Origin of the sequence: Gramella sp. AN32 (assembly GCF_023718305.1) — a bacterium.
Taxonomy (GTDB): domain Bacteria; phylum Bacteroidota; class Bacteroidia; order Flavobacteriales; family Flavobacteriaceae; genus Christiangramia; species Christiangramia antarctica.
Genome location: NZ_QEYO01000002.1, coordinates 366,888 through 392,521, shown reverse-complemented (window position 1 = coordinate 392,521; position 25,634 = coordinate 366,888). Strand labels below are relative to the sequence as shown.

Below are 25,634 nucleotides of genomic sequence, written 5' to 3'. Positions count from 1 at the left end.
ATGATTGATGCGAAAACTAGCTCGTTACAGATTGATTATGCGAATTCCATTTTTACTAAGCATCCTGGCGATTTTAAATTTTGCTTCCTGCTCAAAGATTGAAAAGGCAGCCAACGCGCTTAAAGGCCTATCTGAAAAGGAACAGTATCGTGAAGAGCATGAAATTAGTGAAGAACTTTACAATCTCTGGATCTCCAGGATTGATACAGCCTTAGGTGATAATATTGAAATTGAATTGCCTTACCAGGAATTCGGTGAATTGCAACCCCGTAGTTTTTCTGTGTATTCTTATAATACGTATTTGATGACCGGCGAAGTTCTGGAAATTGAAATGGATTTGGATTCTCTAAATACACTTGTTTTCCTGGATGTTTATAAGCAGAATGGAGCGCAAAAAACTTTTAATAAAATTGAATCGGCTAAAGCCGAAAAAAGATTTTTAAATTTTGAGGCTCCTGAAAATGCTTTATATAAGATTGTAATTCAGCCTGAAATTGAAGCTCACTCGCCTTTTCATTTAAAAGTTCAGAAAAGCCCTGCCTATATTTTTCCGGTAGCAAACGGGAAAAATGGGGATATTGGAAGTTATTGGGGCGATGCCAGGGGCGGTGGAGAACGCAACCATGAAGGTATCGATATATTCGCCAAAAAAGGAACTCCCGTAGTTGCCTCAGTGAATGGCAGAGTTGGATTTACCGGAGAAAAAGGGCTTGGCGGGAAGCAGGTTTGGCTTAGGGATTCTCGAAGAAGGCAGTCGTTATATTATGCACATTTAGACAGTATAATGCCAAATCTCGGTCGGGTTAAAATCGGGGATACGTTGGGATTTGTTGGTAACACGGGCAACGCAAGGACAACTCCATCGCATCTGCATTTTGGCATTTATAAACGTGCTACAGGCGCGATCGATCCCCTGGGGTTTGTCTATAAAACTGATAGCTTGCAAGAGGATCCTTATCCACAAACAATTTTAGACAGGCTTGTTGTAGGTTCTACAAAAGCGAATTTCAGGAACAAACCTTCCACCATGAATTCCAAAATCCTTAGAAATGGAACAAATGGTGAAAAATTAAGGGTTCAGGGAATTGTGGAAGACTGGTATCATGTACGCGATAGTCTGGACAAATCCCTTTTTATTCATCAAAGTCTTGTTGGTCCTGCCGGTTAAGGTGCAGGATTTGGAATTGCTTCATGAATTTCTTCAATCTTATTCAAAATTTCTTTAGAAAGCGTCACCTCGATACTTGCAATATTTTCCCTCAATTGTTCCATACTGGTCGCACCAATAATATTACTGGTTACAAAGGGCTGCTGATTCACAAATGCCAGCGCCATATGCGTTAAGCTCATATCATATTCTTTGGCAAGTTGCTGATATCTTCTCGTAGCTTCTGTAGCCTGTGCGTTAGAATACCTGGAATACTGCGGAAAAAGATCCAGTCTGGAGTTTTTCTGAATTCCGTTTAAATGTTTTCCGGAGAGAACGCCCATGCCCAAAGGAGAATAAGGAAACAATCCCACATGTTCACGATGGAGAATTTCAGTTAAACCAATTTCATCCTTTCGGTTCAACAAATTATAAGGATTTTGAACCGTTACCACGCGAGGCAGATCATTGTTGCTTTCTTCCAGAAATCGCATCAATCCGTAAGCAGATTCATTGGAGAGTCCTATATATCGTATTTTTCCCTGCTTGATAAATTCCTTCAGATTTTCTAAAACCTCCCGGAAATTATCTTCCCAACTTTCATCCTGGTGTTGATAGCCCCTTTTTCCGAAGTAATTCGTATTGCGTTCCGGCCAGTGCAATTGGTAAAGATCGATATAATCGGTTTTCAGCCTTTTCAGGCTTTTATCAATCGCATCCTGCAAAGCTTCCTTATGAAAACCCATATTTTCGCGAATATGTGCAGCCATTTTTGCAGGCCCGGCAATTTTGGAAGCCAGCACTATTTTATCCCTATTTCCGGTCTTTTTTAACCAGGTGCCAATAATCCTTTCGGTACTTCCCTGTGTTTTTGCATTAGCTGGAACCGAGTATAATTCTGCCGTATCTATAAAATTAATTCCCTGCTCCAGGGCGTAATCCATTTGTTCATGACCTTCAGCTTCCGTATTCTGTTGTCCCCAGGTCATGGAGCCAAGGCAGATTTTACTAACTTTTACATCGGTATTAGGTAAGGTGGTATACTTCATCATTTTTCTTTTTCGAGGCGCAAAGTTAGCATTAATAATCTCAATCAAAAACCGAATTCCATTAGCAAAATAAACTGTTTTCAGCAGTTCAGATGAAATTAGATATTTACGGAAAACCTCCCGGAATTTTGATATATTTGAGATAAAGCATTCAGAATTTTATCATTTTCTGAAATTTCCTATTCTTTTTACTATGACCAAAATTGCCATTTTAGGACCTATTCCCAGAGATACGATTCTCACGCATAAAAATGAAACCATAAAAAAATACGGATGTGCTACGCACCCGGCCATTGCGCTTGCTAAACTGATGCAGGGAACCGGTAAAGTCGCTTTGATCTCCCATGTGCATAAAAAAGACCATGAAGCAATTACACAAATTTTTCAGCATTACGATAATGTGGACCTCAGCGGAATTGATTCCAGCAGGGATCGCGGGACGGTGATCGAACTTAATTTTATCGATCAGAACAACCGCCTGGAAAAGCAAACTGCTTTTATGAATCCCATTCTTCCGGAAGATGTTAAGCCACATTTAGATGCCCAGGCCTTTGTATTTGTACCTATTACCGATTTTGAGGTGTCCCTAAGCACGCTTCAGTATATTAAGCAGCATAGCGAAGGGATCATCATTTTCGATGCGCACGGCCCAACCACAGCCATGAATTTTAACGGCAGTCGTATTAGGAAATTCTGGACAGATCGTGATGAGTGGCTCCCCTACATAGATGTGCTGAAAATGAACCTCGAAGAATCCCTGTGTTGCTGGTTTAAAAATGAATATTCCCTGGAGGAAATGGGGAATTATGATGAAGAAGATACGTCCCATTTAGATGATTTCGCCGGCCATGTTTTGGAAAAAGGGGTAAAAGTGCTTTATGTAACGCTCGATTCGCGTGGTTGTGTTGCCTATACCCTGAAAAACGGAAAAATGGACAAACAGTTTATCGCTTCAGTTCCGGTAAATGAAGTGATCGATACCACGGGTTGTGGGGATTCTTTTGCTGGGGGTCTTGCTTATGGCTTTGCCGTGCATAATGATGAAGTGAAAGCCGCGCAATTTGCCAATACCCTTGGGGCTTTAAGAACGCAGGGAAAGACTTTTGATGTATTTAAAAATCTTGCCGATACGGAAGCAATTATCAAAAAACACTATTCTTAAATTGAGGATTATTCGATCTCAACAAGCACAGGGCAATGATCGCTGTGATAGACCTGCGGAAGAATCACTGCGCGTTTGAGCCTGTCCTCCAGGGTTTCTGAAACCAGGTTGTAATCTATCCTCCAGCCTTTATTATTGTTCCTGGCATTGGCACGATAGCTCCACCAGGAATACTGGTCCGGCTCCTGATTGAAGTAACGGAAAGAATCAATAAACCCACTTTTCATAAAGCCGTCTATCCAGGCACGTTCTTCAGGTAAAAATCCTGAAACTGTCTTAAGCCGAACCGGATCGTGGATATCTATAGGTTGATGACAAATATTATAATCGCCGCCAATAATAAGGTTAGGAATTTCCAATTTTAACTGATCGATATAAAGCTGAAATTCATCCATAAACCTGAACTTATATTCCAGCCGGTTAATATTGGTACCCGAAGGCAGATACAAACTCATTACCGAAAAAGTATCAAAATCGGCTCTTAGGCAGCGTCCTTCAAAATCCATATGATTGATGGAAGTACCGTATTCAACATGATTTGGTTCAGTTTTACTTAAAATTGCCACTCCGCTATAGCCTTTTTTATCTGCTGAAAACCAGTAATGATAAGGATAGCCTGCTTCTTCAATTTCTTTAAGATCCAGTTGCTCCTTATGTGCTTTTGTTTCCTGGAGAAGGATGATATCAGGATTTGCCTGTTGCAGCCATTCTAAAAAACCTTTTCTAATAGCAGCGCGAATGCCGTTAACATTATAGGAAATAATCGTCATGAAGTAGCATTTTTAAGATTCATTCCAGAAAAGGAAATTTCTGAGGTTTGCCCGGTTAAGTATAATTCAGCTTTAAACTATCAAAAAACGACTCCAGATCTTTTTTTGAATCTGAAGCAATGATTTCCCTGCCTATGGAAAGTTTTTTGATTTCAGTTTCAACAGAATAGGAATATCTAAATCTCGTAACCTTTTTGATTTCTGAAATTTTCAGGCTTTTAGAGAAAAAAAGCGTGATTCTTTTAATACGCTCTTCTGAAATGCTCAAATACTGGTTCTTCCGCTCAATAAAATAAATGATTAGTTGAAAAACCCCCAAAAGGAACCAGGTTGCAGAAATCAATATTTGATCTTTCATTACGAAAAGCCAGACGATGGAAATTATTATTTGGAAAATGCCAAAAATAAGATTGAACAGCAACCTCTTTTTTTCGAATTTTATCTTTAATTTTTCCGGCAAATTTGCTTTTATTTAACGATGAATCGAGTGACTTTACCCACCTTTCGCGTTCCTACCCGTAAGAGATAAACTCCTGTCGCGGCATAAGACATATCCAGTTCATAAACATAACCATCAGTAGTATTCAGAATTTCATTTTCGATCATTTTCTGACCTATAATATTATGCACGGTAATCCTTAAAGGCTCCGTAAACATAGTCTCAACAATTACCCTAAACTGATTATTTCCTTCAGAAACCACCACAACCTCAGCATCATTCATAAGAAAATCGCCAATATCCAGAGTGCTGTCTACGATATTCACCGAATAATCATGCGTGGTTCCATACTCCATCATACTACATGGATCATTTAAAGAACCGCCAAAAGAAGTATCGCCGGCTCTGGCCCGCAATAAATGTTGCCCTAAGGGGGCATCGTTTGGAATTTCAAAATCAAAATCGAACCATTCTATAGACCTGGGAATGGTTGCGCTGGAAACCACACGTTCGCTATCTTCAAAAACAGCATTGTCATTAAAATCTATCCACATGCTGAATTTTTCAGCATTGGCCGTGGTGATCGTTTCATTGAAGCGTGATTGTACGGAAACGGTAAAATTAGCCTGCGACCTGTCCAGATTTGTGGTAGAGGTAATAAAATCGGCATAACCATCCCCACAGGGAATTCTTTCGTTTAGAATACTGCCAAGTTCAAATGATGAGATTCCATCACCCAATGTACAATCTGAGCCTTCCGGAATACAATCCAGATTTGCAACAGATTTCACTTGTGTATCATTCGAAGGATCGAAATCGTCCTCCAATTTTGTACGTGCCGTAATCCGGTACCTGCCCGAAGTTCCAAAATTTCCTTTTTGATTAAAGGTATAAACCGCATTCTCCCCCACCGAAATTGTTGGACCGTACACTTCATTCACCGGTGTATTATTTCCAATTTGGTAACTCACCGGAATATTTTGCTGGGGCTCGCCACCAAAATTTTCAATCGTGATGGTAACGTCTTCAGCTGTGGTAAGATTTTCATCGGTTTGTGGCCCGTCGATAGAACTTACCCCAACATCACGAGCCGGAAGGTTCTTCACTTCTTCGGAAATATCATCATTGTCAGGATTACCGTCATTTTCCAAACTGGTAGTTACGGTAATGGTATACGTCTGTCCTATTTCTGAAAGATCTGCGGTTGTTTCAAAAGTATATTGAATAGAAGTTGAAGCTCCAACGGTTTGGGTCACTGTTTCGGTAACAGGTGCTCCGCCGTCAATACTATAACTCACTTCAAAATTTGATTGAGGATTACTTCCGAAGTTTCTAATCTCTACGGTAATTTGTTCCGCGTTGGTCAAAGAAGCATCGGTAGGAGAAACGAGACGAACAACGGCAAGATCATCTGGCTGGTCTGAAGCCAGTTTAAAGACACCAACCGTATTCAATCGATATGGGGAATCGAAAGTTTCCGCGTTATGCCAAAAGGTAAGATCATCTGAGGGATCGATATTCAAGTGGGCATAATCACCATATCTTGCATTGGGATCTATACTAACACCTTCAACAATAGAGCCTTCTTCCAGGGTCATTAGGCCAAGTGGGTCATTTACATATCTTCCGGTAAAACGAATAGAAGGGAAAACAGGACTTTCAGGACTGTCGTCTAAAACCGTATATCCCAAACCAATATTTCCCTGCGCATCAATTCCAATACTTCCGCTAAAACGGTCACTTTTATCTGGCGCATAGGTACCTTCCTGGTAAACACTATAATTTCCTCCGGCACTGGGTTGTCTTAGCTCATACCAGCGTATTGCGGCATGTTCCGCGGCAGAAGGTTCCACATCTACGACAAAATTCAGTACTACGGAGTTATGATTATCAAATCTTCGATACTGCGTCATGAACATCATCGTGGCCTGTAAAGCATCAATATCGGCACCATCATTTGGCTGGGAAAGATTTGAAAAATCCCCTCCGTCAAAAGTAGCCCTAAAAGGGGAAACTCCATTCGCTGCACCCAATTCCTGACTTTCAGCAATTGTTGAAGATGATAAATTATTCCAATTCACGTTGATAAGCCACAACTTTAAATTGTCTTCGCCTACTCCAGCCCATGCATCATCCTGCATGTAAATAATAGGCGAATTTCCCCGAGGTGGCAATTCTTTTCCCATTACCTGAAAACCAGCCGGACTGTAAAATCCGTTAGTCTCAATTCCCGGAAGTGGAAAAGAAACAATTTGCGCTGTATTTCCTTTAAGCATTTCATCCCTTTCCAAAACATACACTACCTGGGCGTTATCAGCATTTCTGGATTCTTTATTAGAAGTGATATAATATCCATCACTCCACAGGGAAATTTTAGGATAATCTGGATCTACCCCATTCGTGGGAAAACTATAGGTGTACCATCCATCATTGATAGGATCTGGACCCTGAGAAATCGCGACCAAAAGGCCCACGGGAGTTCCGGTTTTAAATTCCATGATCACCCACCGGTTTGCAATTTGATCGTAGATAACTATAGGATCTGTAACGGCAGAAGTTGCAAAAGTTCCTCCTATAGAAGAAAGATTTGCCGGTTCTACTAACTGGTTTCCATTTTTATCCCAGATTGAAAATGCGGTATTCCAGGCATTTACGTAATGATTTGGGCCCACTGCACCTGTGGGGTCTGAAGGAGTGGAAAATGTTTGCGCCGCTTCAAAAATAAATTGAGGTCCCCGGGCTTTCAAGGATCCCATTTCCTTTTGTGCGGTTAAATCTTCGCCTTTAGGATAGCCTTTTCCCGGAACGACCCGATTTATACCCCTGCCCCGAGGTTTAAATTCTTTGAATTTTTTTGGTGCAGGAATGATTACCCCCTTTTTTAAGCTGCTGCTGGGTATTGCTTTCGCAGAGTCTATATAAACAGGTCCTGCAACTTCATTGGATTGTGCGATAAGATTTAATTGAAATACAAACCCGAAAAAGAGCAGGAAATATAATTTTTTCGTCATTACTCAGATATTCTGGAAAAATTTCTCAAAAATAGGAAATAAGGATTTAAATGAAATATAAAAGGAAATTATATAATGAACCGCCATTTTGGAAAAATCTAAAATTTTTAAATTTTGTGCTGAAAGTCTTTCATCCAGGTTTTAAAAGCTGTTTCCGCCTGAATAATTGACTTTACTTCTGATATTTTCACCCGCTTTTGCTCCATACTATCCCGAAATCTTACCGTAACAGAATCATCTTCCAGCGAATCATGATCTACGGTGATACAAAGGGGCGTTCCCGCAGCATCCTGCCTTCTATATCTTCTCCCAATGGCATCTTTTTCATCATATTGCACCTGGAAATCCCATTTAAGATCATCCACGATTTTTTGAGCAAGCTCAGGTAAACCATCTTTTTTAACCAGGGGTAATATTGCAGCTTTGGTTGGCGCAAGGATTGACGGTAATTTTAAAACCGTTCTGATGTTCCCGTCTTCCAACTGCTCTTCTTTTAGCGAAGCTGAAAGTACAGATAAAAACATTCTATCCAGCCCAATTGAAGTTTCAATCACATAGGGCACGTAATTTTCCTTTAATTCGGGATCATAGAACCGTAGTTTTTTTCCTGAAAATTCTTCATGGGCTTTCAGGTCAAAATCGGTTCTGGAATGGATTCCTTCCAATTCTTTAAAGCCAAACGGGAAATTAAATTCGATATCTGTCGCGGCATTGGCATAATGCGCTAATTTTTCATGATCGTGAAAACGATAATTTTCTTCACCCAAACCTAAAGATCTATGCCAGTTTAAGCGGGTTTCTTTCCATTTTTCATACCAACCCAGCTCTTCTCCCGGTCTCACAAAAAACTGCATTTCCATTTGTTCAAATTCACGCATCCTGAAGATAAACTGCCTGGCGACAATCTCATTTCTAAAAGCTTTTCCAATTTGGGCAATTCCAAAAGGAATTTTCATCCTTCCGGTTTTTTGAACATTCAGAAAATTTACAAATATTCCCTGAGCGGTCTCGGGTCTTAGGTAAAGTTGCGTGGCCGAATCAGCCGAAGCGCCCAGCTTTGTCCCAAACATCAGGTTAAACTGGCGAACATCTGTCCAGTTTTTAGAACCGGTTTCCGGATCGGCAATTTCCAATTCTTCAATTAAAGATTTTACATCAGCCAGATCTTCGTTGGTAAGTGATTTAGCCAGCCTACCCAAAATTTCAGAACGATCATCCAAATATCGTTTTACCCTGGGGTTGGTTTCACGGTACATCGCTTCGTCAAAAGATTCGCCGAAACGTTTTTTTGCCTTCTGAATTTCTTTTTCAGCTTTCTGAAGCAGTTTTTCAGCATAGTCTTCTACCAAAACATCGGCTCGGTATCGCTTCTTCGAATCCTTATTATCGATTAAAGGATCATTAAAGGCATCTACATGACCTGAAGCTTTCCAGGTAGTAGGATGCATCAAAATTGCCGCATCTATGCCCACGATATTCTGGTGCAGCTGCGTCATGCTTCTCCACCAGTATTCTTTTATATTCTTTTTTAATTCCGCTCCATTTTGTCCATAATCATAAACAGCGCTTAAACCGTCATAAATTTCACTGGAAGGAAAGATATATCCATACTCCTTTGCATGGGATATTACATTTTTAAATAGATCTTCTTGATTTGCCATAGCGCAAAAATAAAAAAACCGCCTTGAAATAACTTCCAGGCGGCCTTTTAATTCAAATTATTAAATTATCTAAGATTAAAACTTGCTGTTCCCAGTAATACAGCGTCGTTATACACATATACTTTATAGGTTCCTTCTTCCAACATATCTTCATTCGTATTAGAAAGGATACATACATCCAGTTCTTCATTTTCGTAAAAAACTTTTGAAGAGGCACTGTAAACCATAGGCCCTCCATCATGTTGAACCACGATTTGATCCCCTACCAGTTCATTATTTGGATTATATACCTGTACATACATATTCTTTTCCCCGGCGGGAGAAAGGTCATTGGCGGTTAAAGTAAAACAGGTTCGAATCTGGTCGATTCTACCGGTTCTGTCGTTTTCCACGATTTTACCGCTATTTCTCACGATTACACCTTCACCTTTTAAACTAACGACTTTTAATCGTGCAGCCTTGTCTACTTTTGTAGATAAACTCTGATTGGTCGTTTGAAGGGAGTCAGACATTCTTACTCGTTGCTGAAGAGCGGTGCTGGTACTATCCAACGAACTGGTCAACATCTGGTTTCGATTACTTAAACTGTCTACTACTCTAAATAATCTATCTTTTTCAGATCTTAAATTACCAATTTCCCTGCGGTATCTTGAAATTAGGACCAAATTCGCATCATTGTCTTTTACTGAATCGAGTAAAGTAGCAATCCTATTCCTGGCGTTTACCAGATCCTGATCCATCACTTCATTTTCCTTTATCGCCTCGTCGTAATTAACAATTAACTCATTTAGTTCATTCTCTATAACTGATTTTTCCTTCTGAAGAATTTCCTTATTCTCCTTCTCCTCATTGTAGAATTTAATCGTGTAAATACTCAATGCGATAAGGGCAACAGCCAAAATACCAGTTAAAATTTTTAATGCAGTATTGTTTTTACTCTCTGTCATTTTTTTAGTTGATTTAGTTTGTAAATTTAGTTGTTTAACTAAGTAAGCTACAAGTCCTTAACAAATGTTTCACGATTTTTTAAACCTCCTCTATCCACGTGTTTGCCACATTTGTGAAGCTGAACTCTTAAAAAATGAAAACATTCTTTGTACAAATTGCCTTCATGATTTGCCGGTTACCAGTTATCACCTGGATAACGAAAATCCAGTTAAAAAAGTATTTTATGGAAGGCTCAAGGTAGAGGGCGCCACTGCTTTACTCCATTTTAGAAAGAAAGCCGGGGTCCAGCAATTGATCCATAATTTAAAATATCGTGGCCATCAGGAAATAGGTGAATTTCTTGGGGACTGGCTGGGAACTGAACTAAAAAATTCAGGAAATTATAATCACATTGAGGCCGTAATTCCCGTCCCGCTTCATAAATCGAAACTACAACAAAGAGGTTACAATCAGGTGGAAAAATTTGGAAGAAAGTTAGCTTCCCATTTAAATGCGCATTATTACGATGATATCCTCCTAAAAACTACCGCAATGCAAACTCAAACTTTAAAGAACCGAATTGCCCGCTGGGGGAAAATTGAAGAAACCTTGAAAATAGCTAATTCAGAAAAAATTAAAGACAAACACATACTTCTCGTAGACGATCTGGTGACCACGGGAGCAACGCTGGAAGCCTGCGGACATAAACTTCAGGAAATAAATGGTATTAAAATTAGTATCGCCACCATGGCAATTACCAAATAAAAAATTCCGAAAAATTTTTTATTTCCCCTCACCCGATCCCGAAAGCTTCCGGGAGCGAAATGCAGTTCCGTACATCTCCCCAAGGGAAAGTTAAAACGGAAATCCTTCTTATAAATAAGGGTAAGTGAACCCGGGTGAGAACCACAAGGGAATAATAATAGTAGACTTTGCGTTGTATTTTAAAATAATTGTTTCTTTGCTAATCCCGATGCAAAAGTATCGGGAGATTATTTATATTAAATTGTATGATCAAAAGGGTTCCCGGTTACATACTTGTGATGTTATGCATTTTTTCTCTGGTACAATGCGCTAAAAAAGGAATGCCTGAAGGGGGACCGATAGATGAAGACCCACCGGTATTTATACGGGCGAATCCAGAAAATTATACCACCCACTTTAAAGCAAAAGAGATTAGGATTTATTTTGATGAATATATCAAATTAGAAAAACCTCAACAACAAATCATCATATCCCCACCAATGGTTCCCACGGCCAATATCACACCTTTGGGAACCGCAAGAAAAGATATCAAAATTGAAATTTTCGACACCCTTGCAGAAAATACTACCTACGCGATCAACTTCGGAAAAAGTATCGTTGATAATAATGAAGGTAATTCTTTCGATTTCTTTAAATATGTCTTTTCTACGGGAGATTATATAGATTCCCTTACGGTTTCAGGAACTGTAAAGGACGCACTACTTAAAGAACCCAAGGAGCCCATTTCAGTCTTTTTATATGAGATCGATTCAACGTATTCAGATTCTATTGTGTATAAAGAAACTCCCCGCTACGTAACCTATTCCAAAGACAGCACCTTTACTTTTTCCCTGGAAAATCTTAAGGAGGGACAATATAAAATGGTGGCCATGCTGGATAAGAACAATAATTATTTATTCAATCCACGTTCAGAAAAAATTGGTTTTGTTGAACAGACTATAAGTATTCCCACGGATAGCACTTATAACCTCACTGTTTTTAAGGAACAACTGGAATTCAATGTGAAACGCCCCAGTCATTTTAAAGGAAATGTGATCCTTTTTGGGTACGAAGGTGCGGTGAAGCCTGACAGTATCAAAATTGACTTATTAAATGGCAGGCCGGAAGGTTTTGTTTCCCGGATTATCAAAGACAAAGTAACCGACAGCCTTTACTACTGGTATAATATAAAGCCGGAAATAGACAGTCTTTCTTTTAAAGTCTCCACACCTAAAACCATCGATACCTTATTTGCCAGATTGACCTCTTTGGAAAGGGATTCCATCAGTATTTCCACAGAACCCGGTTCAATTATAGGATTAGATGAAAAAGTGAGAATTACTTCCACGACCCCTATTATGGAATTCAACGAAGAATTCATCAATTTGATTGATAAGGATTCAGCAGAGGTTGTTTTTACATCAGAATATTTTCCCTTGAAGAATTCCGTAGAACTTTCATTCGCCAAAAAACCTGAAAATAATTATACACTTTCAGCATTTCCGGGAGCTATGATCGATTTGTTTAATGAAACGAACGATTCCATTCAAAAGAGCTTTAAAACAAAATCCCTGTCAGAATTTGGATCGGTACAACTCAATATCGTAAATGTAGATACGTATCCAATTATTGTTCAATTAACCGATACGAAAGGGGAAGTAAAAGCTGAAAAATTTTCAGAAAATTCTTCCAGCTTTCCGTTTAATTACCTGGAACCGGGAAAATATCTAGTGCGCGTAATCGATGATACTAATGGAAATGGGAAATGGGATACGGGAAATTATCTAAAAAAGATCCAGCCGGAACGAATCAGATATTATTCCGATACCTTGGAAATGAGGAAAAACTGGGATTTTAAGGAAAATGTTATTTTAAAGTAAACTCGTCCCGGTCTTCCAAAAACCTCAATTTATTACGGGTTTCATTCAAATGCTCTTTATTTAACTGAATTTCCTGAATAAAAGTTTTCTCAAAATCTTCGGAACTTTGTAAAATTCCAAGGGAATCATACACTGCAGAATGACCGTTGTATACATAGCCGTCTCCATCTTCACCGGTTCGGTTCACTCCAATACAATAACTCATATTTTCGATCGCCCTTGCTTTCAACAAAGCGTCCCAGGCGTTCACCCTTGTTTTAGGCCAGTTTGCCACATACAGCAAAAGGTCATAATCTTGGGTATTTCTCGCCCAAACCGGGAATCGAAGGTCATAACAAATTAACGGACAAATTTTCCAGCCTTTGTATTCTACCAGTAGTCTTTCTGTACCCGCAGTATACGTAAGATGCTCCTTTGCCAGCGTAAATGTATGCCGCTTATTATATTTTTTAAAAGAACCATCAGGGTATACAAAAAAAAGGCGATTAAAATAATTTTTATCTTCCTCAATAATGACGCTCCCGGTGATAGCCACATCATATTTTCGGGCATTATCCTTCATCCAGGATAAAGTTTTCCCATTTTCAGGTTCCGCTAAATTTTCAGCATTCATACTAAAACCAGTTGTGAACATTTCGGGTAATATGATGAGATCTACCTGCTCATTTAGCTGTTCAAATCTTTGGGAGAAAAGATTTCTGTTCGCTTCAGGATTTTCCCATATGAGGTCTTCCTGTATGATCGCTACATTCAAATTTCCAGTCATATTCAAAGATATCAAAATAGATATTCCAATGCCAAATACTTGTTAAATGGTTGGTGAAGAATTTACTAATAAATAGTTTTACCCAGATAAAAATATTGCAATTATGAGCGTTTCAAATTTTTTACAAGGTGAATCTTATATGTCCAGTACCAGCCGTAGTTTATTGGCCGGGGTGATTGGAGGATTAGTGGGAACAGCAGTTAAAGTTACCATTGAACATTTTCTCCCCGTAAGAAAGATAGAACAGCGGTCTGCTCAAATTAAAATTGTGGATGATCTTTCCACCAAAATTACAGGTACTCCTATTAGTGTGCAAAATGAAGCTTTAGCGGAACAACTGGTAAACATTCCTATGGGTGCATCTTTGGGTGCTGCTTACGGTTATGGTAAAAAAGGTCGCTACGGTTTAAAACCTATGGATGGGGTTATTTTTGGAGCTACCACCTGGGCGACTACTCATGAGACTTCTTTGCCAATCTTAGGTTTGGAGGCAAAGCCAACTAATATTCCTGTAAGGATGCAGTTAAACGAGTTGTTCGCACATGTTGCTTTTGGGATTACTACCGAATATGTTCGCCACAAAGTCGATGAAAACCTAAGAGGTTAATTTTCTAGTTGCTTCAGCATTTAAAGTAAAATTACCGCTGAGTTAGCGTTTAGAATTCTCTATATTTTTTCAGATTTGAGATCATACTTTTTCGTGATGGCATCTACACAATTGATCCCGTCTATCGCTGCGGAAATGATCCCGCCGGCATAGCCCGCACCTTCCCCGCAGGGATACAAACCTTTAATTTCTATATGCTCAAGTGTTTCAGGATTTCGCGGAATGGATATAGGGGAAGAAGTTCTACTTTCCGGCGCATGTAAAACTGCTTCATTGGTATAATATCCTTTCAGTTTTTTTCCAAATTGAATAAATGCTTTCCGCAGGCGTTTTGAAATAAGATCAGGCAGTACTTTATTCAAATCTACGCTAACAATCCCAGGCTGGTATGAGGTTTTCGGGAAGTCTTTAGATAGTCTTCCTTCCACAAAATCTATCATCCGCTGGGCAGGAACTTTCTGGGTTTTACCGGCAGCTTCCCAACATGCTCTTTCTACCATCTTTTGAAAATCCAGACATACAAAAGGATCATCTTCCTGGTAATTGGGAAGATCTTTCGGCTCCACACTCACCACAATCCCGGAATTTGCGTACGGATTGTTACGTTTGCTGGGACTCCATCCATTAGTCACTACTTCTTCCTGCTCAGTAGCACACGGCGCGATAATCCCCCCCGGGCACATGCAAAAGGAATACACTCCCAATCCATTTACCTGTTCCACCAAACTATAGGAAGCCGGAGGTAAATATGGGTTTTCATCATCTCCGTGGTACTGTATTTTGTCTATCAACTTTTGGTGATGTTCTACCCGCACCCCAATGGCAAAAGCTTTGGCTTCAATTTTTATATTCCTTTTGTGCAACAGGTAAAAAATATCCCGGGCTGAATGCCCTGTTGCCAGGATCACTTCAGAAAAAGTATACCATTTTTCAGCATTAATTTCTATAGAATCAATATGATCACCTGAAATTTTAAGATCGGTAAGTTTGGAATTAAAATGAACTTCTCCCCCGGCTCCAAGTACTGCCTCGCGCATAGCGGTAATAATTTTCGGAAGTTTATTGGTACCAATATGAGGATGTGCATCTACGAGAATATCAGGATCGGCTCCAAATTCCACAAACCATTCTAAAGCTTTAAGCACATTTCCGCGTTTTTTAGAACGGGTATACAATTTCCCATCAGAATAGGTACCTGCGCCCCCCTCGCCAAAGCAATAATTGGATTCAGGATTTACCAGATGTTCTTTATGGATTTTTGCCAAATCATGCCTTCTCGCCCGTACATCTTTTCCTCTTTCAAAAAGTATGGGTTTTAATCCGGCCTCTACGGCTCGCAGGGCAGCATATAAACCGGCAGGACCTGCACCAATAATTGCTATTTTATGAGCTCTGGAAACGTTCTGCGGAACAAATGGAGAAATATTTAGTTTTTCCTCTCCCCTTTTCCAAATTTCAATCTGGAGGTTTAAGCATACCGGTTTTTTACGCGCATCGATAGAGCGTTTGCGTATGCGCCAGTCGGCAATATCATCTTTTCGTATTAGTGATTTTTGAATAGCCCTATTTAGGAGCAATTCATGATCCTTCTGTTCTTTGGGGAAAGCGGTAATTTGTACCAGTGTGCTCATTGGCGGTAAAGATAAAAATTTATCAAGCGCAGGAGAATGAAGTTGAAAATTTAGAATTGAAGGCTAAAGTTTTCAAAGTTTGAAAGTTGAAGCCTTGTCACACTGGGCGGAGTCGAAGTGTGGCACATCCGATCTTTGAATAGGAAGGAAGATGAGATTGCTTCGCTGCACTACCATTGACATATTTTTATTTGGTTACGTATTAGAGACCCTGAAACCAGTTCAGGGTGACGATGCTGGTTTTTAAAATTTCCGTCATGCTGAACTTGTTTCAGCATCTTATTAGAGATACTAAAAAATACGTCAATTTCCTACGCTAGAAAATTTTTCAGGGATCTCGCAATGACTGGTTTCTCGTCACTGCGAGTGAATGAAATGAACGTGGCAGTCTCTAAATGCTGTTTGCCTCAATTCATGGGATTGCTTCGCTGCGCTCGCAAAGACGGCAAAATACAGTTTAAAAAGTTAAAAGTTGAAGCCTTGTCACACTAGCGGAGTCGAAGTGTGGAAGTTAAAAATTAGAGGTTAGAAAATAAGGAGAATTTTTAGACTCATAGAACAGAGAAACAGACAATACATAACAAAGATTTTTACGGAGTTCAACGGTTTTAATTCTTTTCCTTATAAGCCTATATTTGCAAAAAAAAGAATGTCTTTAAAAACGCTTTTAAAAGAAAAAGGCTACCACCATATAAAACTGGGTTACACTAAAACCAACCATCTTGAACTGGTAGCAAAAATTAATGATATTGAAGGGAATTTTATTCTGGACACCGGAGCTTCCAGTACCTGTGTTGGGCTTGAAGCAGTAGGGCATTTTGAACTAATGGCAGAAGATAGCGATATTAAGGCCGCAGGTGCCGGCGCCTCGAATATGTTAACCCAGATCGCCCAGAAAAACAGGATAGAGATAAAAGGCTGGAAGAAAAAGAAGATCGATATTGTGCTTTTTGACCTTAAGCATGTAAACGAAGCCCTAACGAATCATAAAGCTGAAAAAGTTCACGGGATCATTGGTGCCGATATCTTAAAGAAAGGAAAAGCTATCATTGATTATAAAAATAAATCGCTCTACTTAAAATAAAGGGGAAAATGCCCCTTTTAGAATTTTAAGACAGTCTCTATCTTTGAGTGAAAGAAATTAAAATGAGTACGACCACTAAAAAAAGAATTCAGCAGCAAGTGATATTTTTACTTTTAGTGATCATGGTTTTAAGCGTTTTGAGTTTGAATCTTTTTTATTTATTGTTTTTGTTATAGGTTAGTTAGAGAACAAAAAAAGGCAGCCTTTCAGCTGCCTTTTTTTATGAATTCTCTTTAGATTATAATTCCAAAGCTCTTTTTACATCATTATCCATCAATAATTCTTCAGGATTTTCAATCGCTTCTTTTACTGCAACCAGAAATCCAACAGATTCTTTTCCGTCGATAATTCTGTGGTCATAAGATAAGGCCACAAACATAATAGGCCTAATTTCTACATGGCCCTCGATCGCTACCGGTCTTTCCACAATATTGTGCATTCCCAGGATTGCACTCTGGGGAGGGTTAATAATAGGAGTAGAAAGCATCGATCCAAAAACTCCTCCATTGGTAATTGTAAAGGTTCCCCCGGTCATTTCATCTACCGTAATCTTCCCGTCACGCGCTTTAACCGCCAGTCTTTTTACTTCAGATTCTACTCCGCGGAAACTTAAATTTTCAGCATTTCTTATTACCGGAACAGTTAGGCCCTTAGGGCCCGAAACCGCGATACTAATATCTTTATAATCAAAGCTGATCATATGATCTCCATCGATCATAGAATTTACCGAAGGATATTCCTCCAAAGCTCTAACCACGGCTAAGGTGAAAAAGGACATAAATCCAAGGCCTACATCATGCTTTTCCTTAAACTCTTCCTTATACTTTTTTCGCAGCGCAAAAATGGCCGACATGTCTACCTCATTAAAAGTAGTCAACATAGCGGTATCATTTTTAGCACTTACCAAACGTTCAGCTAGTTTACGACGGAACATGGACATTTTTTTCTTGGATTCCCCACGTTTTCCGGTTCCCGGAGTTCCCATGGAAGCCTTTGCACCTACCGCATCTTCTTTGGTAATTCTACCATCCCTTCCTGAGCCTTTTATCTCTTTGGAATCCATTCCTTTTTCATCAAGGATTTTCTTAGCTGCAGGAGATGGAGTTCCGGAAGCGTATGTATCCTGTTTTTGACTTGGAGTTGAAGATTTTGAAGGACTTTCAGTTTTTGAATCTGCCTTTTCACTGTCTTTTTTGTCCTCTTTACTATCCTGACGTTCTTTTTCCTCTTTTTCAGCCGGTTTATCTTCAGAAGTATCTTTTTCAGACTTTTTCCCTGACGCTCCGCCACCTGGCTTTTCAGCTTCCGTATCAATAAGACATACAACATCGCCCACGGCTATTACATCGCCTTCCTCTGCCTTAAGAGTTATAATTCCGCTGGCTTCTGCAGGAAGTTCAAGAGTTGCTTTATCACTATCCACCTCGGCAACTGCCTGATCTTTTTCTACGTAATCGCCATCTTCTACCAGCCATTGAGCTATTTCAACTTCTGTGATAGATTCTCCCGGTGAAGGAACTTTCATTTCTAAGGCCATATTGTATTTTTTTGAGTTCCTGAAAAGCTTCAGGAAATTATTCTTAATTATTATGCTTCTTCGTTAATATTCCGGTCAAAAACGCTTTCAATCACACGTTCATGACGTTTTTTAAATCTTACTGCACTTCCTGCCGCAGGTGAGCCGTAGAATTTCCGGCTACATACACGCCATTTTCTTGTTTCTTCAAAATGAAGCAGTAAATGTGAGTAAGCCCCCATATTTCTTGGTTCTTCCTGAGCCCAAACCACATCATCTGCCTGATCGTATTTTTTGATGATCTCTAAAATTTCTGAAGTTGGTATGGGGAACAATTGCTCTACTCTAACTAACGCGATGTCATCTCGTTCAGTTTCTTCCTGATGCTTCAATAGATCATAATAAAATTTTCCGGTACAAAATACCAGGCTTTTTACTTTTTCTACTTTAGCTTCTTTATCGTCTATTACCGCCTGAAAACTCCCGTTGGCAAATTCTTCTTTCGTTGAAATTACTTTTGGATGTCGCAGTAAACTTTTCGGGGTAAAAATGATCAAAGGTTTTCTGAAGTCTGCCTTCATTTGCCTTCTCAAAATGTGGAACATGTTCGCCGGAGTAGAAATATCAGCTACATACATATTATCTTTTGCACAAAGCTGAAGAAAACGCTCCATTCTTCCGGAGGAATGCTCTGCTCCCTGCCCTTCATACCCGTGGGGCAACAACATTACCAATCCATTCTGAAGTTTCCATTTATCTTCTGCGGCAGAAATATATTGATCGATCAAAATTTGGGCACCATTCACAAAATCTCCAAATTGTGCTTCCCAAATGGTCAAGGTTGTTGGGCTCGTCATGGCATAACCATAATCAAATCCCACTACACCATATTCTGAAAGAGGGGAGTTATAAATAAAAATATCCCCTTCCCTACCTTCAATATTATTATGAAGAATGATCTCTTCTTCGCTATCTTCCACTTTTACAATGGCATGCCGGTGAGAGAAAGTTCCCCGTTCACAATCCTGACCACTCATTCTCACATTATAACCTTCAGTAAGTAAAGATCCATAAGCTAAATGCTCGGCCATAGACCAGTCCAGCTTATCATCATCAAAATACATCTGCTTGCGGCCATTTATAATCTTCTGGATCTTTCTCATGAATTTTTTACCCTCAGGTAAATGAGAAATCGCTTCCGCTACCTTGTCCAGTTTTTCCATGGGAAAGGTAGTATCTACTTTCTTCATCATTTCGTCTTCCTGGACGTTATGATACCCCTGCCACTCATCTTCCATAAAAGGAGTAATATGGGTTGTCTTTTCTTTTCGGGAATCTTCCAGTTTTTCCTCTAAAGAGGCTTTATATTCTTCTTCAAGTTTTTCAAGATATTTATCATCTATCAAACCTTCTTTTTTCAATTTATCAGCATAAATATCGCGTGCATTTTCATGTTTTGCGATTGCTTTATACAATTTTGGTTGGGTAAATCGTGGTTCATCACCTTCGTTATGGCCATATTTTCTATAGCCAAGAAGATCTATAAATACATCCCTTTTAAATTTCATCCTGAAATCCAATGCGAAAAGTATTGCGTGTACCACGGCTTCGGCATCATCAGCATTTACGTGGAGAATGGGTGAAAGCGTTACTTTCCCCACATCTGTACAATACGTGGAACTTCTTGCATCCAGGTAATTAGTCGTAAAACCAATCTGGTTATTGATGACCATATGTATGGTACCGCCGGTTTCATAACCTTCCAGCTGGGCCATTTGCACTATTTCATAAACAATCCCCTGTCCTGCAATTGCAGCATCCCCATGAACAACGATAGGTAAAACTTTAGAATTATCGCCATCATAACGACGATCCTGCTTAGCCCTTGTAATTCCTTCTACAACCGCACCCACTGTTTCTAAATGTGAAGGGTTAGGAGCAATATTGATATTGATCTCATGACCGGAATTAGTGCTTCTACAGGAAGTCCAACCCAGGTGATATTTTACATCCCCGTCAAAAATATCCTGCTCGTAATCTTTCCCGTCAAATTCACTGAAAAGATCTTTTGCACTTTTTCCGAAGATATTGATAAGGGTATTTAAACGGCCACGATGTGCCATTCCCATAACAAATTCCTTCACTCCAAACTCTGCTGCTTTCTCAATTAAAGCATCTACTGCCGGGATAAAACTTTCGTTCCCTTCTAAAGAGAACCTTTTTTGCCCCACATATTTAGTGTGTAAAAAGCTTTCAAAAGAAACGGCATCGTTCAGCTTTTTAAGAATTTGTTTTTTACGCGCCTCATCAAAATTTGGCTGATTATCATTTACGTTAAGCTTATTCTGGATCCATTCAATTTCCTCTGGTTTTCGGATATACATGTATTCAATCCCGATGGATTCACAATATACTTTTTCCAGATGCTGGATAATTTCTTTAAGGGATGTTGGCCCTATTCCAAGAATATCACCCGCATTAAAGATGGTTTCCAGATCTGCAGTTTCCAAACCAAAATTTTCAATATCTAAAGTTGGTCTGTATTGCCGGCGATCCCTAACCGGGTTTGTTTTAGTAAATAAGTGTCCGCGTGTGCGATACCCATCGATAAGACGAATTACCTGAAATTCCTTAACAACATGTTTGGGTATTTCCCCTTCGGCAAAATTCACCGGGGCTTCCGATAATACTTCATTGGAAATGCCATTTTGTTGCATTCCAAAATCTAATCCCTGAAAAAAAGCCCTCCAGCTTGGCTCTACACTATCGGGATATTGTAAGTATTGATCGTAAAGTTCTGCGAAATATGCAGTATGAGCAGCATTTAGAAATGAAAATCTATCCATAAAGTTTGAAACCTATGTTTCTTTTGTTATAAAAACAGAACAAAAATACAATTTTTAGCAAAAACAGCTCCTAGGCTTTATGATAATTCTCTATGGGATTATAGGAAATTTAACAATGAAGAACTCGGTGAAGATTAGACTTCCCTTTCCATAAGCATCATCCCAAATTTGTTAAGTGGTTCTTTTTTTTCAGCAGGGATGTTGATTTTTTCTAAAACTGAAAAAGCTTTTTCCGTATATTTTTTAATCTCGTTTCGCGTCATTTCTGCCGCGCCACTGGATTCAAATAAACTTTTTACCGCTTCAATTTTTGCTGAATTATCCCCGGGACTTATGCTGTATAAATGCTGAAGTTGTTGTGCTTCACTATCGTTGGCGGCTTCTAAAGTTTTTAGATAAAGGAAAGTTTTTTTGTTTTCGATAATATCCCCGCCAGATTGCTTTCCGAAGGTTTTAGGATCGCCAAAAGCATCTAAATAATCATCCTGAAGCTGAAAAGCAATGCCCAAAAGCCTTCCGTATTGATAGATAGCATTTTTGCAATCTTCAGAAGTTTCAGCAATGATAGCGCCCATTTGTAAAGAAGCTCCCACTAATACCGCAGTTTTATATTCGATCATCAGTAAATAATCTTCAATACTCACGTAATCGCGGGTTTCAAAGTCTATATCATACTGCTGCCCTTCACAAACCTCAATTGCTGTTTTGGTGAATAATTTTGCGAGTTGCTTAAAAATATCCCCTTCATAATTTTCAAAAAGCTGGTAGGCATTGATGAGCATCGCGTCTCCGGAAAGAATTCCCGTATTCAAATCCCATTTCTCGTGTACCGTCTTCATTCCCCTTCTTAAAGGAGCATCGTCCATAATATCATCATGAACAAGGGAGAAATTGTGAAAGATTTCAATGGCCAGAGCGGCATCCAAAGCTTTACGATGATCACCATCAAAAATTTCAGTCGCCATTAAAACCAAAACCGGCCGTAAACGCTTTCCTCCCTGTTTTAAAATATAAACCATCGGTTCATATAAATTTTCAGGTTTTTTTACGACCACTTTTTCACTAAGATAATTGGTAATAGCCTCTCGATACTGGGAAATAGAAAGCATGTTTCTGAAAATTTTCCGCTAAAATACCATTATTGGAAATAATTCAAATTGTATGTTTCTATTAAATCTTAGTAAAACTTTGGAAACTTTTATTGTTTTTAAAGTTTCCTGTGTTATATTTGCCGAAAATTTAGCAATTGAGAGAAAAGATTTTAGAAACGGCGGCAGAGCTTTTTTTAACCTTCGGGTTCAAGAGCGTGACCATGGATGATATTGCGGAGAAAATGGGGATCTCTAAAAAAACTATTTATGCCCATTTTTCCACGAAGACTAAACTCGTACAGGCAACAACAACTCATCTTTTAGAAAAAATTAATACGGGCATTGAAGATATTAGGAACCGACAGGAAAATCCAATTATTGAAAATTATTCGATCAAACGTTTTGTATTGCACAATCTAAAAGGTGAGAAAACCTCCCCTCATTACCAGTTGCAAAAATACTACCCCAAGATTCTCGAATCTATTAAGGAAAAACAATTCTACATTTTAGAAAAGTGCGTGGTTGAAAATTTGCAACGCGGCATTAAAGAAGGGTATTACCGTGAAACTGTTCCGGTTCAATTTATAACCCGGTTGCATTTCCTGGGAATGATGGGAATAAAAGATAAAAATCTTTTTTCAGCAGACGAATATACCGAAGAATATTTAATGGAAAATTTTTTGGAATATCATTTAAGAGCGATTTGTACGCCTAAAGGAATTAAAAAACTTGAAGAATTTATAAGTGAACATGAAAAATAAAAAGATTCTCTTCATTCATCTTTTCGTCATGCTTTCCGTGGGAGTTTTCGCCCAGGAAGACACGACCAAAACGTACTCATTTAGTCTAAGTGAAGCCATCGAATTTGGAATTAAGAATAGTTACCAGACCAGGATTGCCCAAAAGGAAGTAGATAAAGCATTGAAGCAAAAGTGGGAGATCATCTCCCAGGGATTACCTCAAATTAGCGGAAATGTAGATTACCAGAATTTTCTGAAGCAACCAGTAACTTTACTTCCTGCAGAGATTACCGGCGGTGAACCCGGAACTTTTGTTCCCGTGACTTTTGGAACCAAACAAAACCTCAACGCTACAGCAACATGGAACCAGTTGATTTTTGATGGTTCTTATATTGTTGGTGTACAATCTGTGCAAACCTTATTGCAGATTTCTAAAAATGCCAAAACCAAAACCAATCTACAGATAAAAGAAGCGATTATTAATGCCTATGGAAATGTGCTCCTTGCTGAAGAAAGTGTGACTATTTTCGAGAAAAACCTGGAGACAATCAATAAGAATTACAGGGAAACCCAGCAGATCTATGAAAATGGATTAACCGAGCAGGAAGATGTGGAGCAGTTGGAGATCACCTCACTGGGCCTCGAAATTAATCTTAGCCGAAGCCAGAGAATGAGGGATATTGCCTATGAAATGTTGAATATGACGCTGGGAATTCCCGTGGAAGACAGGGTTTATTTAACCGATGATCTCGAGCAGCTTTCCATGAAGTATTATGACCTCTCCCTACTCAATCAAACAATTCCTATTGAAGAAAATATAGATTACAGGATCGCACAAAATACAGCAGATAATGCCCAAATTCAGGTTCGCTTACAAAAAGCCAAGGCTTTGCCCACGCTTACCGGATTTGTAAATTATGGATACCAGGGATTTAGCGAACGCTTTACTTTCTTAAATGGAAACCAGGAATATTTTGACCAATCCATTTTAGGTCTAAGCTTAAATATTCCAATTTTTAGTAGTGGCATGCGCAGCTCCAGGACACAGCAACGTGAAATTGAATACGAGCAGGCGTTGATCGATTTGGAAAGAACTGAAAATGAAGTAAAAAGGCAAATCAATACCGCCAAAAGTGAATATGAATTTAGCCTGGAAAATTATAAAAATGCCCAGAGGAACCTGGAACTGGCTGAAAGAATTGAAAATAAAAACCAGATCAAATTTTTTGAAGGGATTGCGAGCAGTTTCGAATTAAGCGAAGCGCAGCGGCAGTTATATTCCGCGCAACAGGATTATCTGCAATCTATGCTGGACGTGATCACCGCTAAAGTCACTCTGGAAAATTTATTAGATACAAGAACCTATACCAAAAACGACTAATTTCTATACAATGAAAAAATTAATATATATCAGCTTTATTTTTATTCTTGCCGCCTGCGGAAATAAAGAAGAAAAATCTACCCAGGCTTTACTGGAAAGCAATGATGCAGAGAAAATCCAGCAAAAACGTGATGCCCTTACCGCCGAAATGAAGGAAATGGACACCGAAATTAAAAAACTGGATGCGCGTTTAAAGGAAATCAATCCAGAGAAAAATGTCCCATTAATTACGGCTTATGAAGTAAAATCTGAGAATTTCAATCACTTTCTTGAACTTCAGGGAAGTGTAGAAACCCGGAAAAATGTGGTTCTTAATGCTGAAATCGGCGGAATTCTTCAACGTCTCTATGTACAGGAAGGACAAAAAGTTTCCAAAGGCCAGTTACTGGCAAAAATCGATGATGGCGGGATGAGCCAACAGGTCGCGCAGCAGGAGATCCAAATGGAACTTGCCAAAACTACCTTTGAGCGCCAGAAAAGATTATGGGACCAGCAAATTGGAAGTGAAATTCAGTATTTACAGGCCAAATCCAGCTATGAAGCACAGCTAAGCGCGGTAAATCAAATGAAAAGTCAGTTAGCGAAATCCACCATAACTGCTCCTTTTTCAGGAAATATTGATGAGATTATTACGGAACAGGGAAGTGTAGTTAGCCCGGGCCAGACTCCGGTAATGCGCATCGTGAACTTGGATGATATGTACATTCAAACCGATGTTCCTGAAACCTATATCGCCGATGTTACCGAAGGTAAATCAGTGCAGGTCTATTTCCCGGTGCTTGGAGATACCATTGATTCAAAAGTGAAACAAACGGGAAGTTATATCAATCCCAACAACAGAACTTTTAATGCGGAAATAGATGTTCCCAATAAAAACCGGAACATTAAACCCAACCTTACCGCACGAGTAAAGATCAATGATTACACCAGTGATAATGCGATTTTAGTACCTCAAAGTATTATTTCTGAAAATGCCAATGGTCAGCAATATTTATATGTCCTGCAAAATGTTGAAGGCGATTATGCCGAAGCAAAACAGCTGATCGTACAAACAGGAAAAACCCAAGGCGATAAGATCGAAATCCTTAACGGACTTGAAGATGGCGATATGATCATTGAAGAAGGTGCGCGTAGCGTAAAAGAAGGCCAGAAGGTAAAAATCATCACCTATTAAACGAACAA

General features: G+C 39.1%; 20 protein-coding genes. 9 read left to right on the top strand and 11 right to left on the bottom strand.

The window, feature by feature from the left end; all coding sequences use genetic code 11:
- The first annotated feature begins 7 nt into the window (after positions 1 to 7).
- A complete protein-coding gene (locus DHD80_RS04270) occupies positions 8 to 1,168 on the top strand; it encodes a M23 family metallopeptidase (protein WP_251739936.1) in 1,161 nt (386 codons plus the stop codon).
- On the opposite strand, the gene DHD80_RS04265 is transcribed toward DHD80_RS04270, so the two are convergent.
- Positions 1,165 to 2,196: an NADP(H)-dependent aldo-keto reductase gene (locus DHD80_RS04265; RefSeq protein ID WP_251739935.1), complete on the bottom strand. Its 1,032-nt coding sequence runs from the start codon at positions 2,194 to 2,196 to the stop codon at positions 1,165 to 1,167. The genes DHD80_RS04270 and DHD80_RS04265 overlap by 4 nt on opposite strands.
- Before the next feature lie 193 nt (positions 2,197 to 2,389).
- Between DHD80_RS04265 and DHD80_RS04260 the strand changes: the two genes are divergently transcribed.
- A complete protein-coding gene (locus DHD80_RS04260; RefSeq protein ID WP_251739896.1) occupies positions 2,390 to 3,358 on the top strand; it encodes a carbohydrate kinase family protein in 969 nt (322 codons plus the stop codon).
- 8 nt (positions 3,359 to 3,366) lie between these two features.
- Here the strand turns inward: DHD80_RS04260 and DHD80_RS04255 are convergent, their stop codons facing one another.
- The 5 genes from DHD80_RS04255 to DHD80_RS04235 all read right to left on the bottom strand — a co-directional run bounded on the left by DHD80_RS04255 (position 3,367) and on the right by DHD80_RS04235 (position 10,186).
- Positions 3,367 to 4,128 (bottom strand): exodeoxyribonuclease III, encoded by a 762-nt coding sequence (locus tag DHD80_RS04255; protein WP_251739895.1) that lies wholly within the window; start codon positions 4,126 to 4,128, stop codon positions 3,367 to 3,369.
- A gap of 55 nt (positions 4,129 to 4,183) precedes the next feature.
- Positions 4,184 to 4,486: a hypothetical protein gene (locus tag DHD80_RS04250; RefSeq protein WP_251739894.1), complete on the bottom strand. Its 303-nt coding sequence runs from the start codon at positions 4,484 to 4,486 to the stop codon at positions 4,184 to 4,186.
- Between the two features lie 110 nt (positions 4,487 to 4,596).
- Positions 4,597 to 7,578: a GEVED domain-containing protein gene (locus DHD80_RS04245; protein ID WP_251739893.1), complete on the bottom strand. Its 2,982-nt coding sequence runs from the start codon at positions 7,576 to 7,578 to the stop codon at positions 4,597 to 4,599.
- Between the two features lie 107 nt (positions 7,579 to 7,685).
- Entirely contained in the window at positions 7,686 to 9,239 is a 1,554-nt protein-coding gene (locus tag DHD80_RS04240; protein WP_251739892.1) for a glycine--tRNA ligase, read from the bottom strand.
- A 65-nt stretch (positions 9,240 to 9,304) separates the two neighbouring features.
- A complete protein-coding gene (locus DHD80_RS04235; RefSeq protein WP_251739891.1) occupies positions 9,305 to 10,186 on the bottom strand; it encodes a hypothetical protein in 882 nt (293 codons plus the stop codon).
- Positions 10,187 to 10,250: 64 nt separating this feature from the next.
- Here DHD80_RS04235 and DHD80_RS04230 point away from each other — a divergent pair, with 64 nt between their 5' ends.
- Together DHD80_RS04230 and DHD80_RS04225 are read left to right on the top strand one after the other, a co-directional pair.
- Complete coding sequence (locus tag DHD80_RS04230; RefSeq protein WP_251739890.1) at positions 10,251 to 10,931, top strand: phosphoribosyltransferase family protein; 681 nt, start codon at positions 10,251 to 10,253, stop codon at positions 10,929 to 10,931.
- Between the two features lie 245 nt (positions 10,932 to 11,176).
- The gene (locus tag DHD80_RS04225; RefSeq protein WP_251739889.1) at positions 11,177 to 12,790 is read left to right on the top strand and encodes an Ig-like domain-containing protein; all 1,614 of its coding nucleotides are present in this window, start codon (positions 11,177 to 11,179) and stop codon (positions 12,788 to 12,790) included.
- Here the strand turns inward: DHD80_RS04225 and DHD80_RS04220 are convergent.
- Positions 12,777 to 13,556 (bottom strand): amidohydrolase, encoded by a 780-nt coding sequence (locus DHD80_RS04220; RefSeq protein WP_251739888.1) that lies wholly within the window; start codon positions 13,554 to 13,556, stop codon positions 12,777 to 12,779. The two genes, DHD80_RS04225 and DHD80_RS04220, sit on opposite strands and share 14 nt — an antisense overlap.
- A gap of 103 nt (positions 13,557 to 13,659) precedes the next feature.
- Between DHD80_RS04220 and DHD80_RS04215 the strand changes: the two genes are divergently transcribed.
- Entirely contained in the window at positions 13,660 to 14,163 is a 504-nt protein-coding gene (locus DHD80_RS04215) for a DUF1440 domain-containing protein (protein ID WP_251739887.1), read from the top strand.
- Positions 14,164 to 14,222: 59 nt separating this feature from the next.
- Here the strand turns inward: DHD80_RS04215 and DHD80_RS04210 are convergent, their stop codons facing one another.
- Entirely contained in the window at positions 14,223 to 15,794 is a 1,572-nt protein-coding gene (locus tag DHD80_RS04210; protein ID WP_251739886.1) for an FAD-dependent protein, read from the bottom strand.
- Between the two features lie 649 nt (positions 15,795 to 16,443).
- On the opposite strand from DHD80_RS04210, the gene DHD80_RS04205 reads away from it, so the two are divergent.
- Positions 16,444 to 16,878, top strand: a complete 435-nt coding sequence (locus DHD80_RS04205; protein WP_251739885.1) for a retropepsin-like aspartic protease — start codon at positions 16,444 to 16,446, stop codon at positions 16,876 to 16,878.
- Positions 16,879 to 17,116: 238 nt separating this feature from the next.
- Here DHD80_RS04205 and odhB read toward each other — a convergent pair whose 3' ends face one another.
- The 3 genes from odhB to DHD80_RS04190 all read right to left on the bottom strand — a co-directional run bounded on the left by odhB (position 17,117) and on the right by DHD80_RS04190 (position 22,349).
- Positions 17,117 to 18,415, bottom strand: a complete 1,299-nt coding sequence (odhB, locus tag DHD80_RS04200) for a 2-oxoglutarate dehydrogenase complex dihydrolipoyllysine-residue succinyltransferase (RefSeq protein ID WP_251739884.1) — start codon at positions 18,413 to 18,415, stop codon at positions 17,117 to 17,119.
- A gap of 50 nt (positions 18,416 to 18,465) precedes the next feature.
- Positions 18,466 to 21,240, bottom strand: coding sequence for a 2-oxoglutarate dehydrogenase E1 component (locus DHD80_RS04195; protein WP_251739883.1), 2,775 nt, complete (start codon positions 21,238 to 21,240; stop codon positions 18,466 to 18,468).
- 134 nt (positions 21,241 to 21,374) lie between these two features.
- Positions 21,375 to 22,349 (bottom strand): polyprenyl synthetase family protein, encoded by a 975-nt coding sequence (locus DHD80_RS04190; RefSeq protein ID WP_251739882.1) that lies wholly within the window; start codon positions 22,347 to 22,349, stop codon positions 21,375 to 21,377.
- Positions 22,350 to 22,486: 137 nt separating this feature from the next.
- Between DHD80_RS04190 and DHD80_RS04185 the strand changes: the two genes are divergently transcribed.
- From DHD80_RS04185 to DHD80_RS04175, 3 genes are read left to right on the top strand one after another with little or no spacing between them, the layout of a single operon-like run.
- Entirely contained in the window at positions 22,487 to 23,092 is a 606-nt protein-coding gene (locus tag DHD80_RS04185) for a TetR/AcrR family transcriptional regulator (protein ID WP_251739881.1), read from the top strand.
- A complete protein-coding gene (locus DHD80_RS04180) occupies positions 23,082 to 24,452 on the top strand; it encodes a TolC family protein (RefSeq protein WP_251739880.1) in 1,371 nt (456 codons plus the stop codon). Before DHD80_RS04185 ends, DHD80_RS04180 begins: the two co-directional genes overlap by 11 nt.
- Before the next feature lie 10 nt (positions 24,453 to 24,462).
- Positions 24,463 to 25,626 carry an efflux RND transporter periplasmic adaptor subunit gene (locus DHD80_RS04175; RefSeq protein WP_251739879.1) on the top strand — a complete coding sequence of 388 codons (1,164 nt, stop codon included), beginning with the start codon at positions 24,463 to 24,465 and terminating at the stop codon, positions 25,624 to 25,626.
- The last annotated feature ends 8 nt before the right edge of the window (positions 25,627 to 25,634 follow it).

What these genes read in the sequence shown, in the direction of transcription:
- DHD80_RS04215 (WP_251739887.1), top strand. Translation starts at nt 13,660, where the DNA reads ATGAGCGTTTCAAATTTTTTACAAGGTGAATCTTATATGTCCAGTACC.
- DHD80_RS04245 (WP_251739893.1), bottom strand. Translation starts at nt 7,578, where the DNA reads ATGACGAAAAAATTATATTTCCTGCTCTTTTTCGGGTTTGTATTTCAA.
- DHD80_RS04195 (WP_251739883.1), bottom strand. Translation starts at nt 21,240, where the DNA reads ATGGATAGATTTTCATTTCTAAATGCTGCTCATACTGCATATTTCGCA.
- DHD80_RS04265 (WP_251739935.1), bottom strand. Translation starts at nt 2,196, where the DNA reads ATGAAGTATACCACCTTACCTAATACCGATGTAAAAGTTAGTAAAATC.
- DHD80_RS04250 (WP_251739894.1), bottom strand. Translation starts at nt 4,486, where the DNA reads ATGAAAGATCAAATATTGATTTCTGCAACCTGGTTCCTTTTGGGGGTT.
- DHD80_RS04230 (WP_251739890.1), top strand. Translation starts at nt 10,251, where the DNA reads ATGTTTCACGATTTTTTAAACCTCCTCTATCCACGTGTTTGCCACATT.
- DHD80_RS04180 (WP_251739880.1), top strand. Translation starts at nt 23,082, where the DNA reads ATGAAAAATAAAAAGATTCTCTTCATTCATCTTTTCGTCATGCTTTCC.
- DHD80_RS04175 (WP_251739879.1), top strand. Translation starts at nt 24,463, where the DNA reads ATGAAAAAATTAATATATATCAGCTTTATTTTTATTCTTGCCGCCTGC.
- DHD80_RS04260 (WP_251739896.1), top strand. Translation starts at nt 2,390, where the DNA reads ATGACCAAAATTGCCATTTTAGGACCTATTCCCAGAGATACGATTCTC.
- DHD80_RS04235 (WP_251739891.1), bottom strand. Translation starts at nt 10,186, where the DNA reads ATGACAGAGAGTAAAAACAATACTGCATTAAAAATTTTAACTGGTATT.
- DHD80_RS04220 (WP_251739888.1), bottom strand. Translation starts at nt 13,556, where the DNA reads ATGACTGGAAATTTGAATGTAGCGATCATACAGGAAGACCTCATATGG.
- DHD80_RS04240 (WP_251739892.1), bottom strand. Translation starts at nt 9,239, where the DNA reads ATGGCAAATCAAGAAGATCTATTTAAAAATGTAATATCCCATGCAAAG.
- odhB (WP_251739884.1), bottom strand. Translation starts at nt 18,415, where the DNA reads ATGGCCTTAGAAATGAAAGTTCCTTCACCGGGAGAATCTATCACAGAA.
- DHD80_RS04225 (WP_251739889.1), top strand. Translation starts at nt 11,177, where the DNA reads ATGATCAAAAGGGTTCCCGGTTACATACTTGTGATGTTATGCATTTTT.
- DHD80_RS04190 (WP_251739882.1), bottom strand. Translation starts at nt 22,349, where the DNA reads ATGCTTTCTATTTCCCAGTATCGAGAGGCTATTACCAATTATCTTAGT.
- DHD80_RS04205 (WP_251739885.1), top strand. Translation starts at nt 16,444, where the DNA reads ATGTCTTTAAAAACGCTTTTAAAAGAAAAAGGCTACCACCATATAAAA.
- DHD80_RS04270 (WP_251739936.1), top strand. Translation starts at nt 8, where the DNA reads ATGCGAAAACTAGCTCGTTACAGATTGATTATGCGAATTCCATTTTTA.
- DHD80_RS04210 (WP_251739886.1), bottom strand. Translation starts at nt 15,794, where the DNA reads ATGAGCACACTGGTACAAATTACCGCTTTCCCCAAAGAACAGAAGGAT.
- DHD80_RS04255 (WP_251739895.1), bottom strand. Translation starts at nt 4,128, where the DNA reads ATGACGATTATTTCCTATAATGTTAACGGCATTCGCGCTGCTATTAGA.